The 16,496-nt window shown below is 57.3% G+C and carries 9 protein-coding genes; 7 read left to right on the forward strand and 2 right to left on the reverse strand.

The features are described from left to right. The first annotated feature begins 562 nt into the window (after positions 1-562). Positions 563-6,175 (forward strand): choice-of-anchor Q domain-containing protein, encoded by a 5,613-nt coding sequence (locus NG895_RS24450; protein WP_252855174.1) that lies wholly within the window; start codon positions 563-565, stop codon positions 6,173-6,175. Further along, entirely contained in the window at positions 6,168-7,268 is a 1,101-nt protein-coding gene (locus NG895_RS24455; RefSeq protein WP_252855175.1) for a TIGR03032 family protein, read from the forward strand. Before NG895_RS24450 ends, NG895_RS24455 begins: the two co-directional genes overlap by 8 nt. A 199-nt stretch (positions 7,269-7,467) precedes the next feature. Here NG895_RS24455 and NG895_RS24460 read toward each other — a convergent pair whose 3' ends face one another. Next, positions 7,468-8,034, reverse strand: coding sequence for a plasmid pRiA4b ORF-3 family protein (locus NG895_RS24460; protein ID WP_252855176.1), 567 nt, complete (start codon positions 8,032-8,034; stop codon positions 7,468-7,470). A 247-nt stretch (positions 8,035-8,281) separates the two neighbouring features. Then, entirely contained in the window at positions 8,282-9,175 is an 894-nt protein-coding gene (locus NG895_RS24465) for a site-specific integrase (RefSeq protein WP_252855177.1), read from the reverse strand. Between the two features lie 727 nt (positions 9,176-9,902). Here NG895_RS24465 and NG895_RS24470 point away from each other — a divergent pair. From NG895_RS24470 to NG895_RS24490, 5 genes are all read left to right on the forward strand, one after another. Continuing rightward, positions 9,903-10,868 carry a DUF1559 domain-containing protein gene (locus NG895_RS24470; protein ID WP_252855178.1) on the forward strand — a complete coding sequence of 322 codons (966 nt, stop codon included), beginning with the start codon at positions 9,903-9,905 and terminating at the stop codon, positions 10,866-10,868. A gap of 115 nt (positions 10,869-10,983) precedes the next feature. Next, positions 10,984-11,556 (forward strand): ECF-type sigma factor, encoded by a 573-nt coding sequence (locus tag NG895_RS24475; protein WP_252855179.1) that lies wholly within the window; start codon positions 10,984-10,986, stop codon positions 11,554-11,556. Positions 11,557-11,643: 87 nt separating this feature from the next. Next, positions 11,644-14,868 (forward strand): serine/threonine protein kinase, encoded by a 3,225-nt coding sequence (locus NG895_RS24480; RefSeq protein WP_252855180.1) that lies wholly within the window; start codon positions 11,644-11,646, stop codon positions 14,866-14,868. A gap of 515 nt (positions 14,869-15,383) precedes the next feature. Further along, complete coding sequence (locus NG895_RS24485) at positions 15,384-15,806, forward strand: hypothetical protein (RefSeq protein ID WP_252855181.1); 423 nt, start codon at positions 15,384-15,386, stop codon at positions 15,804-15,806. Positions 15,807-15,978: 172 nt separating this feature from the next. Next, on the forward strand, positions 15,979-16,496 hold a 518-nt coding region (locus NG895_RS24490), incomplete at its 3' end, for a hypothetical protein (protein WP_252855182.1).

Here is a 16,496-nt window from a genome sequence, read left to right on the forward strand (position 1 = left end):
TGGTGGCTGCAGATGCGTAAACGCCTATCCATAATCTGGACGCCTGCGTCTTTGGATCGAGGCATTTCGGCCCGCATTCATCTTTCGGACTTGGCCCTGGAGGCACTCGCCGAGGCGTTTTGGACGCTTTTACCCTTTTGTGATTGCTACTTGCTATGATGTTTGAGACAATTGGGGCTCGGCGAGTTGCATCTTCCATAACACAACCCTACCCATCGGAGGTATTGCTCCCAGGAGCGAGCTACTCGCTCTCCAACACTCTTATCTTATTTGATCTGCCAGAAGGCGCTCGTGTCTTCTTCCACCTCAGGTGACTTAAAAGTCGTGCGAAGTGGAAGAACACGCGAGCGTCTTTTTGCATGCGCTGATGAACGAAGCCAACGAGGCTTCATCAAGAAATAACTTAGAAGTTGCGTGTGATTCCTCCAACAAGTTCGAAGCCTCGAGAATCGCCTACGACGTAGCCCGGCCTCACCACACTTTGCGGGGCCAGCCTGCGACGGAAATATGAGCAGCAGGTATTTGCTGCGACGACTGCTCGACCGACAGGAAAGACATCATCATGTCCCGTATGCGTCGTTTCGCTTGGCTTAGCCGCCAGCGCAATGTTGGAAACAAGAAGTCCGCTCGGAAAGATCGAGGTTTGCGGTTTGAGCCGCTAGAAGATCGCCGCCTGTTGGCGATGCTCACCGTTAATAGCGCGCTGGATAACGTCACGTTCGGGGACGGGCTGGTCACCTTGCGTGAGGCCATTGTCGCCGCCAACAACAATAGCCCCACGGTGACCGATCTTGGCGAGATGGGTGACATAGGGCCAGATACGATTGTGTTCGACCCTGCGGTGTTCAGCACGCCGCAGACGATCTTGTTGAGTCTGAATGATGATATCGAAATCAAAGAAGCGCTCGAGATCAAAGGTCCCGGTCAAGAACTGCTGACGATCGACGCCCAGTCGAAATCGCGGATATTTGATATTACGGCCACCACCGGCGACTTTACGATTGCCGGCCTCACGCTTTCGGACGGATTGGTTCTCTACAACCCTACGCATCCTATATCCCAAAGTCGGGGCGGGGCAATTCGCTCGCTCACGACCGGCTCCCTCCTAATTTTCCAAAGCACGATCACTGGTAACCGTACGTCATTCGACCCGCAAGATGGCACCGGCCAAGGCGCAGGTCACGGCGGCGGGATTTATTCTGCTGGCCCCCTTACGCTCATTCAAAGCACAGTCAGTGGAAATTCAACTCGTTCCAACAATGTCTTGGCCGACACTGCCCTGGGCGGCGGGATTTACTCCCTTTCTCACACGACGCTCATACAGAGCACGATAAGCAATAACCATACTAACGGCGCCGGCGCCAGCGGCGGCGGGATGAATGTCAGAGGCCAACTAGAGGTCTTCAACAGCACGGTCAGCGGAAACGCTACACTTACTGCCGGTACCGGACAAAATGCCGGCGGCGGCGGGATTTATGCCTTTGGCAACGTCACGCTGTCAAACAGCACCGTCAGCGGAAACGAAACGGAAGGCATGAATTCCGACGGAGGCGGAATTTTCGCCAGAGGTAACGTCACACTCACCAACAGCACCGTGAGCGAAAACAGAACGCTCGGCGACTCGGCCGAGGGTGGGGGAATTTATTCCCAGCAAGATGTTACACTCATTGGCACGATTTTCGGTGGAAGCACGGTCAGCGGAAACAGCACAGCGGGTGATCTGTCCGAAGGCGGCGGGATTCGAGCTCATGGCGTCACACTCACGCAAAGCACGGTCAGCGGAAACAGTACTGCGGGCAACACTGCCAAAGGCGGCGGGATTCGAGCTCATGGCGCTGTCACACTCACGCAAAGTACGGTCAGCGGAAACAGCACGGCAGACATAAATTCCGACGGTGGCGGAATTCGAGCAAATGGCAGCGTTACGGCCACAGGTAGCACGGTCAGCGGAAACAGCACGGCAGGCTTAAATTCCACCGGCGGCGGGATTCGAGCTAGTGGCGTCACACTCACGCAAAGCACGGTCAGCGGAAACAGCACTGCAGGCTCAAATTCCACCGGCGGCGGAATAAGGACGTTTACCAACTCACTCGTGATCGTCGGTTCGATCGTAGCCGGCAACACGGCCGTCGGCGGCATGGATGACATCGACCCAGGCACGGGAACGCTCAATGTCAACTTTAGCCTGATCGAGCAGACTGGTTTGACGTTTGTCGGCGGTGACAACATCATTGGGATGCCGGCCAATCTGGCGCCTCTGGCCAACAACGTCGGCCCGACTCAAACGCACGCCCTGCTAGCTGGCAGCCCGGCAATCGACGCCGGTTCTCCTTTTGTTGCTTTCGATCCGGCGGAGTATGATCAGCGTGGGGCGCCGTTTGTTCGCGTCTTTGACGGCGGCATGAATGGCCTGCGGATCGACATGGGCGCCTACGAACGCCAGACCCTGCCCGCATCTTTTCTGGTCGTCGATACACCGCTCGACGGAGATGACGGTGTCTATAGCGCCGGCAATTTGAGCTTGCGAGAAGTGGTTCACCTGACAGGGAGTAGTATCGGCGCCGACACGATTACGTTCGATCCAGTCGTGTTTGCCACGCCGCAAACGATGTTGCTGACTCTCGGCGAAATTGAAATCGGCGAAGAGGTCACGATCGAAGGTCCCGGGCAGCACCTCTTGTCGATCGACGCCCAGCAGCAGTCGCGGATTTTCGACATCACGGCCACCACTGGCGATTTTACCCTGTCCGGAATAACGCTGACCGGCGGGCAGACGATCGTGGACGGTATCCTCGGCGCGGGTGGAGCGATTCGTTCACTCACCTCCGGCACCTTGACAATTGACCAAAGCACCGTCCGTGGAAATAACACGGTGGGCGAATCTGCCGATGGCGGAGGTATTTATTCGTTTGGCGATGTCACATTCCTTGGCAGCACAATTAGCGGCAACAGTACGGCGGGTGAACTGTCCGACGGCGGCGGTTTGTTTTCATCTGGCAACGTGACGGCTACGGGTAGCACCGTCAGTGAAAATAGCACGACGGGCGACTTTGCCCGCAGCGGGGGGATTCGTGCCACTGGCGCAGTCTCGCTCACGCAAAGCACGGTTAGCGGAAACAGCACGGCGGGCAGCAGCGCCTACGGCGGAGGGATTTCTTCGTCTGGCATCATCACGATTACGCACAGTACTGTCAGCGGAAATAGCGCGGCGAGCCTGAATGCCGAAGGCGGTGGCATCTCGAACGATAACGATCTGATTATGATCGCCAATTCCATCGTGGCCGGCAACACAGCTGGCGGTGGAATGAATGACATCCGCCCGGGCAGTGGACCGCTGGATGTCAACTTCAGCTTGATCCAGCAGACGGGTCTGACGATCACCGGCGGCGATAACATCATCGGGCAATCGGCCAAATTGGGGCCGCTCGCAAACAATGGTGGACCGACTTGGACACATGCTCTGGCAGCCAACAGCCCTGCACTCGATGCAGGCGATCCGTCGATCTTGTTCGACGCGAATGAGTTCGACCAACGTGGGGCGCCGTTTATTCGCGTATTCGACGGCAACGCGGTAGTTGGTGCGCGGATTGACATCGGTGCCTACGAACGGCAAACCGTGGCGGGCTTAAACCTCGTCGTCAACACACCAATCGACGAGAGTGATGGCAACTACAGCGCCGGAAACTTGAGCTTGCGAGAGGCGGTCGGACTGGCGAATGGCAGCATTGGTGACGACACAATCACGTTCGATGCCGCTGTGTTCGACATGCCGCAAACGATGTTGCTGAGTCTGGGTGAATTCGGTATCAGCGAAGTGGTTTCGATCGATGGTCCTGGACAAGCGGTGCTGACTATTGACGGCCAGCAGCAGTCCCGGATCTTCAATATTACGGCCACCACGGGTGACTTTACGTTGAGCGGGCTTACGCTCACCGGCGGGCGGACGGTTGTAGACAGTATCTCTTCAGTCGGTCTAGGCAGCGGCGGCGCCGTTCGCTCACTCACGATCGGCAACCTCACCATCGACCAGAGCACCATTAGCGGAAACGGCACGGAGGGTAACTACGGCCGTGGCGGGGGGATTTTTTCCACACGCAACCTCACGCTGACCGACAGCACGGTATCCAACAATAGCACCTCAGGTATCGGCGCCAGCGGAGGCGGGGTGTTTGCCTTTAGTGCCAGCCTCACCGGCAGCACTGTCAGCGGCAACAGTACGGCAGGCACCAGCTCCGCTAGCAATGGTGGTGGCATTTATTCCGTACGTGATACGGCGCTCAACCAAAGTAGGGTCAGCGGGAACAGTTCATCGAACCGAGGCGGCGGAATCTATTCATTCGACGGTTCCATCACGCTCACCGACAGCACGGTCAGCGGAAACAGTGCGGCGAGCCGTGGGGGCGGGATTGAATCCAAACGCAGCGTCACGCTCAACAATAGCACGTTGAGCGGGAACGTGGCGATCGCCCCTGGAGGCGGGATTTATGCAAGAGTTGATGTCACGCTTACTAACAGCACGGTCAGCGGAAATAGAACAACGGGTGGTTATGCGGTCGGCGGCGGGATCGCCGTGTTTCGCAACCTAACAATCACCAACAGTACGGTCAGCGGAAATAGTACGGCAATGTTGAATGCCAGCGGCGGCGGCATCTGGCACGACAGTGGTGCGTTTGCGATCACCAATTCGATCGTAGCCGGAAACACCGCCACCGGAGGCATGAATGACATACGCCAAGGGGGTGGATCGTTTGATGTCAACTTCAGCCTGATCGAGCAGATCGGTCTAACGTTCATAGGTGGCGATAACATTATCGGCATGCCGGCCAACCTGGGGCTCTTGGCTAACAACGGCGGACCAACCGAGACGCACGCGTTGCTCGCCGGCAGTCCGGCTTTGGACGTTGGCGATCCCGCTGCGATGGCAGGCGTGGGTGATACGCCGCTGTTCGAGCAGCGCGGTGCTGGTTTCGATCGCGTTGTGAACGGTCGCATTGACATCGGTGCGTTTGAATTACAGCTTTCTGAGGTGGACACAGACGCCGATGGGGTCAGCGATGAGGTGGAAGACAGCGCCCCGAACGGAGGAGACGGCAATCAGGATGGCATACCCGACAGCCAACAGGAAAACGTCACATCGCTCCCGAACAGCGTGACCCAAGAATTCGTCACTCTGGTCGCCCCTGTGGGGGTGACCTTGAAGAACATTTCCACCACTGATAACCCAGCGCCTTCGACCGCACCCGATTTTGCCTACCCTTACGGCTTTTTTGAATTTGAGTTGTCGGGTGTAACCGCAGGAGAGGCGACGACCGTCGAGCTGTTGCTTCCCACCGGTGCGTCACCCCCGTCAACCTATTTCAAATTTGGTCCCGAACCGGGTAATCCCGCCCCACACTGGTACGAATTCCTGTTTGATGGCACGACGGGTGCCCAAATTTTGTCGGATCGCGTCGTTCTCCATTTTGTGGATGGATCTCGGGGAGATGCCGATCTGACGGCCAACGGCACAATCACCGACCCCGGAGCGCCGGCGTTAGAACCGCCGGAGTTGCCCGGCGACTACAACCTCGACAATAGGGTGAACCTCGCCGACTACACGGTGTGGCGGAATAATCTGGGTGCTACTGTGGCCAATTACAATGGAGCGGACGGTGATGGAAGTGGAGTGGTCGATGTCGCTGATTATCAAGTCTGGCGTTCCCACTTCGGCGAAAATCTCGTCGCTCCAGTCCTGGCCATTAGTTCAAATGCGGAGAGCGAAAGCTCTTCGTTGGAATCCAATCCCGCAGGGAGTTCCTCCCAGTCACTTCTAGGCACTCCCATCTCGTCGTCCAACGCTGACGAGCCAGCGAAGGATCGCTCAACGGCGAGCAACTCCGGCTTCGTTGGCGGAGCGCGCCATGCCGACACCCCATTCGCTCAAGGCCAAAGTGCACCGTTTGCTTCACCGAAAAGCGAGACGCCTGTTGGGCAACGTAAGTTCGCAGGTGACAACTCAATCTTAGACAGCCATGAACAGGCACTATTGCTGTTGCTAGGGACGCGATACCAGCAGAACGCAAGAGCAGATGATAGCGACGTACTGGATGAGGCATTTGCGACCAGCTACGAAGAGGAGAAGCATCTAGACGAGGACAGCGGAATCGAAATCCTGCTGTGGGCAATCGATGAGTGATTCATCGCAGGATCCCTTGCGGAGCGTCCACACGACGAGTTTTCCACAGCTGTTGGATCAAATCGGTGCATCGCTCCTAGTGACAACCTACCAGGCGGGCAAGCTGGTCGTCCTCCGCCACGATGCGGGTATTCTGAACACCCACTTCCGTAACCTCAATAAACCGATGGGGCTGGCCAGAGAGGGCGGCCGGTTGGCGGTCGGCTGTAGCGTCGATATCTGGGAGTTTCATAACGTACCAGCAGTCTGCAAGAAGCTCGACGCTTCGGACGACTACCAATCGACCGAAGCGAAACACGACGTCTGCTACCTGCCCCGCCGTAGTCACTGTACGGGCGACGTCCAAATTCACGAAATGGCCTGGGCCGACGATAAACTGGTTTTCGTCAACACCGCCTTTAGTTGCTTGGCGGTGCGGAGCGACGAGAACAGCTTTGAGCCGACTTGGCGTCCCGGATTCATCCAGCAATTGGTCCCCGGTGACAACTGCCACCTCAACGGCTTGGCCGTCTGTGATAGTCAGGTCCGCTACGTGACCGCGCTCGGTGAGACCGACGAACCGGGCGGTTGGCGGGAAAATAAACGCAACGGTGGAATCCTGATCGATGTCGACTCGGGCGAGGTGATCACCCGTGGCTTGTCGATGCCCCACTCGCCCCGCTGGTACAACGGCAAGCTCTGGCTGTTGGAAAGTGGTGAGGGGACCATCGGCACGGTCGACTTGCAAACCCGCAAGTACGAGTCGATCGCCCAGTTTCCTGGCTTCACCCGCGGGCTCTGCTTCTACGGTCCGCTCGCCTTCGTGGGACTCTCACAAGTTCGCGAGTCGGCCGTGTTCAGTGACATCCCACTAGTCGATCGGCTGAAGGAAGTCGAAGAACGAACCTGTGGCGTCTGGGTTCTGAATATCGAGACCGGCGAGACCTTGGGATTCTGCCGCTTTGAAGAGGGCGTGCAAGAAATCTTCGCGGTGGAGGTATTGCCGGGGATACGATTCCCCGACTTGGTAAACCAGGATACGGAAATCGTCGGCAGTAGCTATGTGCTCGGGGACAATGTGTTAGCCGAAGTTCCAAAGGATCTAAGGGCCTAGCCAGTCCCGTTTTCGTGACGCCCACTCTGCCAACTGGCAGTGAAGTACCTCGGCTCCGACCGAGCTCGGTTTCTTGTGAAAGAAACACGACATCAGCGAGTTTGAGCGGTCCGCAAATCCAGTCGGGTGGACCAGCTTCAGCAAGTTAGCCGCCTTGCAAAGTCGCAGAGGTGGCCCAGCGGCAGCGACACCTCCGCAGCTAAGTCGGCAAGCCCCGCCGCATCACTTTAGTCGCTTCGGCAGGGCGAAACGCTTCGGAGTCGATCCCCTCTGGAAACCACTCGGCGTAGTCTTCGTACTCTTCATGTTTTGGGTCGGCGAGCACGTCCAGCAGGTGTGCGTAGCCCCACACTCCGCCACAGTCTTCTGGCGGACAGGCTCGCTCCCCCTCCAAACAGCAAGGCGGCTTCTTGCCCCGTGGTGGACCGACGATTCCTTCAAATTCCAACTCGTGCACCCAGCCGTCGCCGAAGTCGTATTCGTAAGTGAACTTCTTGACGGGCCGCGGCCGATCGAATAGGTCGGCCAGGTCGACATCGCAGGAGTCGATCACGTTTGACTCTCCAAATCCGTCATCGAGCATCCGGGGGTCGCCATACTGCTTGCCCTGGATCTCGAAGCGGTGCAGGTGCGCGTCCTCCCAGCCCATCGCCGTCTGGATCCACTCGTGCAAGTCGTCGAGCGATCCTTCGGGAACGAGAATCCGTCGCCAGATCGGTGGGTTGGAGTGAATGAGCGTGACCTTGAGCTGGAAGGCGGCGGACATGCGATTCCCCTCTGAATGAAAGACTATAACTTTCGACTATTATCGCGCCGCTCCGCGAACCAGCAAGCGACCTCGGCGAAATACCCGCTGATGACCGCTAGACTACTTGGCGAAGCGAATTAGCTTGGCCACGAAAACGCGCGACTGCACCGTCTCGCCGAGTTCGGGACCCGTAAAACACGCGAGAGTCTGACGTTGCCTAACGCACCTCCATAGCCCACCTGGGAGGCGTCTCCCGGGCCAGGTGCTACGCCTGGCGGAATCTGCGGCGGCAGCACGGGCACTCGCCGTCGAACCCGTGTACCAGCGCGGTAAACGCCGTTGGTTGGGGCAGCGACATGATTGCCTTGAAGGCAAGCGGGTCGCGGTGGGCGTAGTGCCGGTAAGTCACGCCACCCACGGAGTGCCCTAGGATTTCGATGCTCGACTCTGGCATGTGCTCGTCGTAGTAGGTCGCGCAGGTTTTCCGCAGGTCCTTCAGTACCCAGGGCTTCTCCTCGCCGGTCTCGACATCCTGCTTCGGCTTCACTCCTGCCAATGTGCAGAGCCGTTGAAACTGCGCGTTCGGCCGCGAGGTGCCGCAATGGAAGACCGGTTGGTCCGGCTCAACCACGTCGCGCCGGAGGTTCTTCAGGTGCACCTGCACGACCCGATTCATCGGTCGATAGAACTGCTTCTTGGTCTTCACGCGGCGGTAGTACAGCCAGCCGTATCGTGAGTCTTTGCCTTGCCCGTTGGGTGGTTCGGGACGCCAACAGACGTGCCGCCAGAGAATAGGCTCGTGGAATGCAGCAGTCTTGAAGACCGTGCCGGTGTCGACCCCGTAGTTGAAGAAGATAACGAGGGCCGTGCGCCAATAATGACCGACTGTCAGCGGCTGCCTCCAGCCCCTCGGCCGCTCCAGTTCGTAGGTGGCGAAGTAGAGGGCGTTCAGATCCGCTTTCGTGAGGTAGTGCCGTCCGGCGACGTCACGCTGCGGCTTCGGCTTGGGGAGCCGTGGAAGTTTCTCCAGGAAGTCTTGCTCCCAGGCCCATGAGAGAATCGCCCTCAAGTTCTCGCGGGACTTGTTGGCCGTACGCCCGGCATTCGACCCGCCGTCCGCTGTCGCCTTTTCGTAGACCCAGTCGAGGAAGTCCCGCAAGTGAACCCTGCCAGTTTGGTCGACATCGACCCCCTTCCCTCAGGCGGTCCATTTGGTGACAGTGCCCCGGTACTCCTTGCAGGTGCCGGACGACAGCTTCTTGGTAGCCAGATACTTGGCGGCGACGGACTCAAAGCTGATGGACATGGTGACGGCTCCCAGCCGACGGCACATGCTTCCATCCCAGGTCCTACCAGCCGATGGCCATAATCGGCCTCCTGCTGAACCTCCTGTCACTCTGGTGTAAGATCAGGCAGCTTACGCCAGCTGCACAGATGCCTCCATTTTAGTCGAGAAAACGGCGATCGGTGCGAGTTGGCGATTGGGCGAACTTGCAGCGGCCGATGCATCCTCCGTTACGAATGAAACGCTACAACTCGCATCGGTCTTCATCTCCTCAGCCGTGTTGTTGCCTTGGGATCACCGGACAGGAATGGCCTACAATCGGTAGTTTGGCCAGCGTTGGACGAATTTTTCCGAATTCTGTTCGGAACTCCGGCACAGTTCCCATGGCAATCTCGCAATGTTAGGAACGAACTAACGTGGCACGCTGTTGGAACCGCTGCCCCCTCTGCTGGGTTATGGCCGTCCGTGGCGCGCGGCTTAATCTGTTCATTCGGGGAAGAATTGATTGTTAGGGGGCTGCGACAGAGTTAGACTTGCGATGTTGCGTCGCTCTCAAGAAACGCGTGGGGTCGCCGAACTCTTCTGAAATGCGAGGCCCATCATGGCACCGACTCGGTTTCGACAGGCGTTTACTCTGGTGGAACTCTTAGTGGTTATTGCCATTATTGGAATCTTGATTGCTCTGCTGCTACCGGCGGTGCAATCCGCCCGTGAAGCAGCGCGGAGAATGCACTGCAAGAACAATCTCAAGCAACTGGGACTCGCGGTGTGTTCGTATGAGTCAGTTCACGGCCTTCTGCCAAAAGGCAACGACTTCCGAAATACACCACCCGACGTGTTCAACTTTAGCATGCTAGTCTACCTGTTGCCACATTTGGAACAGGAGAGTCTTTTCGACACGATCGACATTGAGGCACGGTGGTATGACACCCAGAACCTGCCTGCGTGGAGACCAGTTGTCAAATACTTTCAATGCCCCTCGGAGTACGGCGAACGCACATTGGAAACGGAGTGGAACAACATCAAGTTTACTACAACATTTACCAACTACGTTGGCTCTATTGGCTCGTTCGCTCCTAAGGGGCCGCCGCCACAGCCAGAACTGAATTACCTAAATGGAGTCTTCTGGGTTGTAGACAGCGATGTTCGTCTCTCTGAGGTCACAGACGGCGCAAGCAATACTCTCGTATTTGGGGAACGGCAGCGGGCACTTGTAGCAACATCAGGATTTGGAACCTGGTACCTTGGTCACCCGCAAGGCATTATGTTCAGTACAATGGTCCCCATTAACAAATCGCACGAGTACGCGGGTATGTCACCAACAGACTATCCCGATGCGGTTCGGACTTTTGGCGCCGCGTCGAGCTTTCACCCAGGCGGGGCCAATTTTTGCTTTCTAGATGGCTCCGTCCGATTCATCGACGAAACGATTGACAGTGCCGATCCGACCAAGAATGAAATGAACCGTATAGCGAATGCCTTGGGCTGGGGGAACGGCTCTCCAGAGCCGCGAATCTATCAAGCGCTGGGGACCCGAGCCGGAGGGGAGATCGTCAGTGGCTATTAATTGTGGCATCGACGCTCAGGTGGGCATTAACGTCCTTGTCGATATGCTATTTCTGCCATCGATCGCCATTGAAGAACAGACTTCCCGTCAAACGTAATTTGCTATAATCGGCCGCATGGCCGACTTGACCCACATCTTGTCGCAGATGGAGACGGGGGATCCCTCGGCGGCTGAGAAGTTGTTGCCGCTGGTGTACGACGAGTTGCGTCAGCTCGCCGCCGTTCGTCTCGCGCACGAGAACCCGGGGCAGACGCTACAAGCTACCGCACTGGTGCATGAAGCCTATCTGCGGCTTGTCGACTCCGGAGGTCACAGCGACTGGAAGTCGCGAGGTCAATTTTTCAAGTCCGCTGCCGAGGCGATGCGACGAATCTTGATCGACTCCGCCCGGCACAAGAAGTCGCAAAAGCGCGGTGGCGAAATGCAGCGAGTCGAGTTCGTCGACGCGGCGATCTCGCTCGCTCGCTCGCCCGAGGACCTGCTCGCCCTCGACGAAGCCATAACTCAACTCCTCGAAACAGATGCGGCGGCGGGCGAGATGGCCAAGCTGCGCCTGTTTGCCGGGCTAAACATTGACGAAGCGGCGGAAAGCCTGGGGATCTCTCGCCGCACTGCTTACCGCAACTGGAACTACGCCAGGGCTTTCTTGCAGCTTCATCTACGGTCGGACACCGAGTTATCTGGCTAATAGCGACTTTCTTTTAACTTGATGGCACAAATGGCAGTTGTTTTTCGCACTGTCCTGCAGAGCCGTCCGTGCGAAAGGGGCTAGGCGATGCGTTCTTCCGCCCAAGAAGCAAAAAACATTTTCCTGGAGGCGATCGAGATCGAGTCGCCCAAAGAACGCGGGATGTTCCTCGACGGAGCTTGCCGTGGAGACGGTCGCCTCCGCGAACAGGTGGTGGCTCTACTCGACGCGTTCGCTGAGCCCAATTCCATGCTCGATGGAGATGGCCTGATTGCCGAAAGGGAGACTAACCTGCCGGATGCTGTGGGCACCTCGATTGGACGCTATGATGTGAAAGAACTGATCGGCGAGGGGGGGATGGGACTCGTTTACCTCGCCGATCAGGCCGAGCCGATCCGACGACAAGTAGCCTTAAAGGTCATCCGCCCAGGCATGGCCAGCAAGGAAGTCGTCGCCCGGTTTGAAGCGGAGCGGCAAGCTTTGGCGATGATGGACCATCCGAACATCGCCCACGTCTTCGACGGCGGCGTCACCGAGTCTGGCCAGCCGTACTTCGCCATGGAGCTCGTAAACGGAGTTCCGATCACACAGTACTGCGATTCCTGTCGGCTTGACACGCGAGATCGGTTGGGGCTGTTTGTCAACGTTTGCCAGGCTGTGCAGCATGCCCATCAGAAAGGGGTAATTCATCGCGATCTAAAGCCATCGAACATTTTGATCGCTATTCAGGATGGACGGCCCACACCAAAGATCATTGACTTCGGAGTGGCCAAGGCCATCGGCACGAGACTAACAGATCAAACGTTGCGGACCCGGTATGCCCAGTTGATTGGCACACCGATGTACATGAGCCCCGAACAGGCGGAGCTTCGTCCGATCGATGTCGACACGCGTAGCGACGTGTATTCCTTGGGGGTCTTGCTGTATGAACTGTTGACCGGTGCGACCCCATTTTCCCGCGAGCGTTTGGAGAATGCTTCGTTCGACGACTTGCGAAGGATCATCCGTGAAGAAGAACCGCCACGTCCCAGCACGCAGGTCAACACGCTCGCCGCAGACGCATCGAGTACACTAAACGAGACACATCGCATCGCGCCGCGTCAATTGGCGCACCAACTCCGCGGCGAGCTCGATTGGATCGTGATGAAGGCTTTGGACAAGGACCGCACACGACGGTACGCGTCCGCCGGGGAATTGGCTGATGATGTCGAGCATTATCTCAGTGACGAACCGGTGCAAGCCAAGCCGGCCAGCGTGCTTTACCAAATCAGTAAATTTACGCGGAGACACCGGGCACTAGTCGCCACAACGAGTGCATTATTACTTGCAGTTGCCGCAGGACTTGGTGCGGTGGCTGGCTTCTGGATCGCGGAGCGGCGACTCGCTGAAATTGAACAAGGACGGGAGGCTAACGAGGTACTGCTTGGTTTCTATCAAAGCATGTTCGACGCGCCTCACGGTCAGGAAACAACGAGCGGAGAGCGATCGGTCCGAGACCTCCTCGACGGCTTGTCCGGCAGTTTGAAGGAGCGGGCGCAAGGCCGGCCGCATGTAGAAATCGAACTGCATCGCATCGTCGCTCGGATGTATCAAGAAATTGGCGAACCGAACGCCGCCTATGAACACCAACTGCGGGCACTACAGTTGGCCGAGAGTGAAATAGGCTACGGGGAATACGACGAAAAGTACGCCGACTTGCTTGTCGATCTGGCAAGCCAGACGGAGTGGAATGACAAACCGGACACCTTTGACTTCCAGGCAACGAAATTGCGTGCGGAAAAAGCCGTTCAAATCTATGAGTATCTTGGCGTCGAAACGGAAGCAGCGGCAGACGCATACTTTCACTTGTCTTGGTTCCACGATCCGATGGAGCCCTTGAAGGTGCAAGAGTTGCGGCGCCGCGCTATGAAGATTGCCGACAAAGTCGCTCCTCCCGGAGGCTCCCAGCGACAAATTTTCGCGCGGATCGACATGGCGCTCTCCCTCTCCCACATGGACGTCAACGATCACCAAGAGGCCATCGATTTGATGGAGGAAGGCGTCGCGATAAGTCGCAGAATCCATAGTTCAACCGACCCTATGGCGGCGACGACGCTGCGTTATCAAGGTGAAATCCTGCTTCATGCCGGTGACATCCAGGGCGCGATCAATTCCTACCGGGAAGGTTGGGAATACTACCAGGCGGCTGGATACGACAATGAAGAAAGGTCGCATGGGTGTGCGCTTGCGCTTGCTGAGGCCCTGCACTGTGCAGGACAATACAACGAAGCCAATGAGACGCTTCAAGATTTGGGCGCGATATGTAGGAAACACGAGGCCTGGAAGTCGCTGGGCAACTGCTGGTTGGTGCGAGGATGGTGCGAACTCCACCGCGACAATTACCCGGATGCGCATCAGTGCTTTCTTGAGGCCGTGAAAGCAGCTCACGATGAGCCGGGCGACGACACGGAACTCGATTTTCTGTCCGAGTTTTACGTGGCACGATCGCTCGACTTGTGGGGGAGGACAGCCGAGGCGCAATCTGCCTACCAAGAACTCCAACCGCTGAGTAGTCATTGGTCGGAACTCGAGGGAATCGCGCCGTTCGCGCAACACCTGCACGCATTAGCAGTCGTCCACGGCAGCCCGGGCGACACGGACGCGCTCGAAAGCGCCCTAGCCGCCGCCGAAAGAGGTTTGGAGTTCTCCAAGATTGCGATCGATGCGCCGCATCGCTTCCGCACCTCTCAGCTATGTCTGGCCAAAGCTATCGCGCTCGATGCGGTTGGTCGATCTGAGGAGGCGATTGATGTCTTAAAGTCAGGCCTCGGCATACTGCAAAGGCCCTTTCCGTCACCGGTCGGCGCCGGCGCGATGAGGTATCACTATCGCGACCCGCCCAAGTCGCGGCGGGATTTAGAGCTTACCTTGGCGCACATGCTAGTGAAGCAAGGCAGATTCGACGATGCCGAAAGAGTGTTCGAAGACGGAATCGCTTTTAGGAAGAAGTTTACCGAAGTGGAGTTTCCCGCAAAGAAATTGCAAGTCGCGCTCGCGGAGTTGCGGTACGGCGAATTTCAGGTCGAGCACGGTCGATTTATAGATGCCGAGGAGCACCTTCGGCAGGCCTACGACGAACTCTGTTCCAATCCTGAAGCGGCGAAGCCTACGGTCCAGCGGGCCGCAAGACAACTGGTAACGGTCTACGATGAGATCGATCGACCTACGGAAGTGGCCCGCTGGCGGGAAGTGCTAGAACAGATGAACGAATCCGTCGACGAAAATGCGGAACCCGACGAAGACGCACCCTCCGATTCATCGGAAGCCGCGTAGAGTCGATACTGCAAAACCAAACAGGCCGGTGAGCACCACTCGGGAAAGTGCACCGCCCACCGGCCACAGATGGGCCACGGGCGCACGGTCTGCGCGTCCGTTGCTCCTTTTCCATGGTAACGCAGGCCGCCTGAAAGGGAAATGCGATGAGTGCTTGGAAACCGCAAATAGGTGGCAAACGCCGGCGACCGGCCGATCCGGCAAGGCCAAAAGGTAGCCACGATTTGCTCCTCAAAGTCCCTCCCCCTCGATCCGCAGAGCGACTGCGACACCTACTGGTGGGGGCAACGATGGCAATCAGCTTAGTGCACTGTGAATGTGCTAATCGTGTGCTGGCGCAAAGTGCAAGTGGAGGGGGGGTCTTAATGCTTAGTAGAGGAGACCTCGACATACGTGGGCACTACGGATTCTCCGCACGGACTCGCCCGGACGGTAGCATTGACGGGCAAGCAGAAAGTTGGTACCGGCTAGATAACCAAACGACGATTTGGGGATCACACTTTAGTATCGAAGCGATGGAGTTTATGGATGAAAAAACGGTGATCTTGAGTGGCACCGTGACGCGGGATTTCGATCCCAACTACATTGGAACAACGATGGCTTTTGTGGTACGTGACAATGGACAAGGGGCCAACAGCCCTCCTGACCTGGCGACAGGCGTTCTGTTCGGTGCCGATTATGATACTCCCCTTAACTTTATCGGCGCGGATGAAGCATTTATGAATTATGCAGGCGCTTTGAGGGGCTTTGGCACCGTCGAAGAAGAACTCGCAAACTACCCCTGGAAGTCTAACTTTCAAGTTTGGCCTCACGGCCCCGGGGCTATCGCATCCAGCGCTGTGCCGGAGCCATCGACGGCAATTTTATGCGCGATCGCAGTTGGGGGAGTCCTGGTACGGCTTCGCAGGTCCGTGCCGGTGAATCGCACTGCCGATTGAGTTCGGCTCAGTCGGTGAAAGAGCCTCGACGATGCCAATTGATTGGGGCGGCATCCTTCATGAAAGGAGAAGAAATTGTGGCATCCTCGCGCCGGGAGCTTGGCCCAGCCATGCTCCCGGCGAATCCAGGCCAAGGCTTCGACAATCATCCACAATAGAAAGGAGCGAACCAATGACGCCTATGCTCCGCAGTGAATCATTCTATTGGACCAGCATCCGGCGAGTACTGATTGCGAGTGTTGCGGTTACATCGATCTCGACCAGAAGCGAAGCACAATTACAATACGACTTCAATACATTTGCCGGGGACGTATTGGCCACGCTAGAGTTGTCGAATCTGCCCGCCACCATAAATGACATTGAGGCACTGACCTTCACTTCGGAGGGGAAAGAGCTGTTTGGATTAGGCCCAACATACCAGGGCGTTTTCGATCGAGGCTCCGGCACCATTATTGAAATTGGGACCGATTGGATCGCAGGACATCGCACTTTAGCCGCAGAAGACGATGGTGTGACGATATTCTGGTCGGACAATGCGCCACCTTACGCATCGGTGCCGCCCGCCGGGCTCAGCCCTAGAAGATTCTCTATGGGGTTCAACATAGGATTCTACACACCTCCCCTCAACGGCGTGTCCAGCTTAGAACCGGACAGAGAACCCAAGCGAGTTTGGCACGCCATTTGCGCCTT

This window comes from Aeoliella straminimaris (assembly GCF_024054565.1).
Lineage (GTDB): Bacteria > Planctomycetota > Planctomycetia > Pirellulales > Lacipirellulaceae > Aeoliella > Aeoliella straminimaris.

What these genes read in the sequence shown, in the direction of transcription:
- NG895_RS24475 (WP_252855179.1), top strand. Translation starts at nt 10,984, where the DNA reads ATGGCCGACTTGACCCACATCTTGTCGCAGATGGAGACGGGGGATCCC.
- NG895_RS24480 (WP_252855180.1), top strand. Translation starts at nt 11,644, where the DNA reads ATGCGTTCTTCCGCCCAAGAAGCAAAAAACATTTTCCTGGAGGCGATC.
- NG895_RS24470 (WP_252855178.1), top strand. Translation starts at nt 9,903, where the DNA reads ATGGCACCGACTCGGTTTCGACAGGCGTTTACTCTGGTGGAACTCTTA.
- NG895_RS24455 (WP_252855175.1), top strand. Translation starts at nt 6,168, where the DNA reads ATGAGTGATTCATCGCAGGATCCCTTGCGGAGCGTCCACACGACGAGT.
- NG895_RS24485 (WP_252855181.1), top strand. Translation starts at nt 15,384, where the DNA reads ATGGAGTTTATGGATGAAAAAACGGTGATCTTGAGTGGCACCGTGACG.
- NG895_RS24450 (WP_252855174.1), top strand. Translation starts at nt 563, where the DNA reads ATGTCCCGTATGCGTCGTTTCGCTTGGCTTAGCCGCCAGCGCAATGTT.
- NG895_RS24460 (WP_252855176.1), bottom strand. Translation starts at nt 8,034, where the DNA reads ATGTCCGCCGCCTTCCAGCTCAAGGTCACGCTCATTCACTCCAACCCA.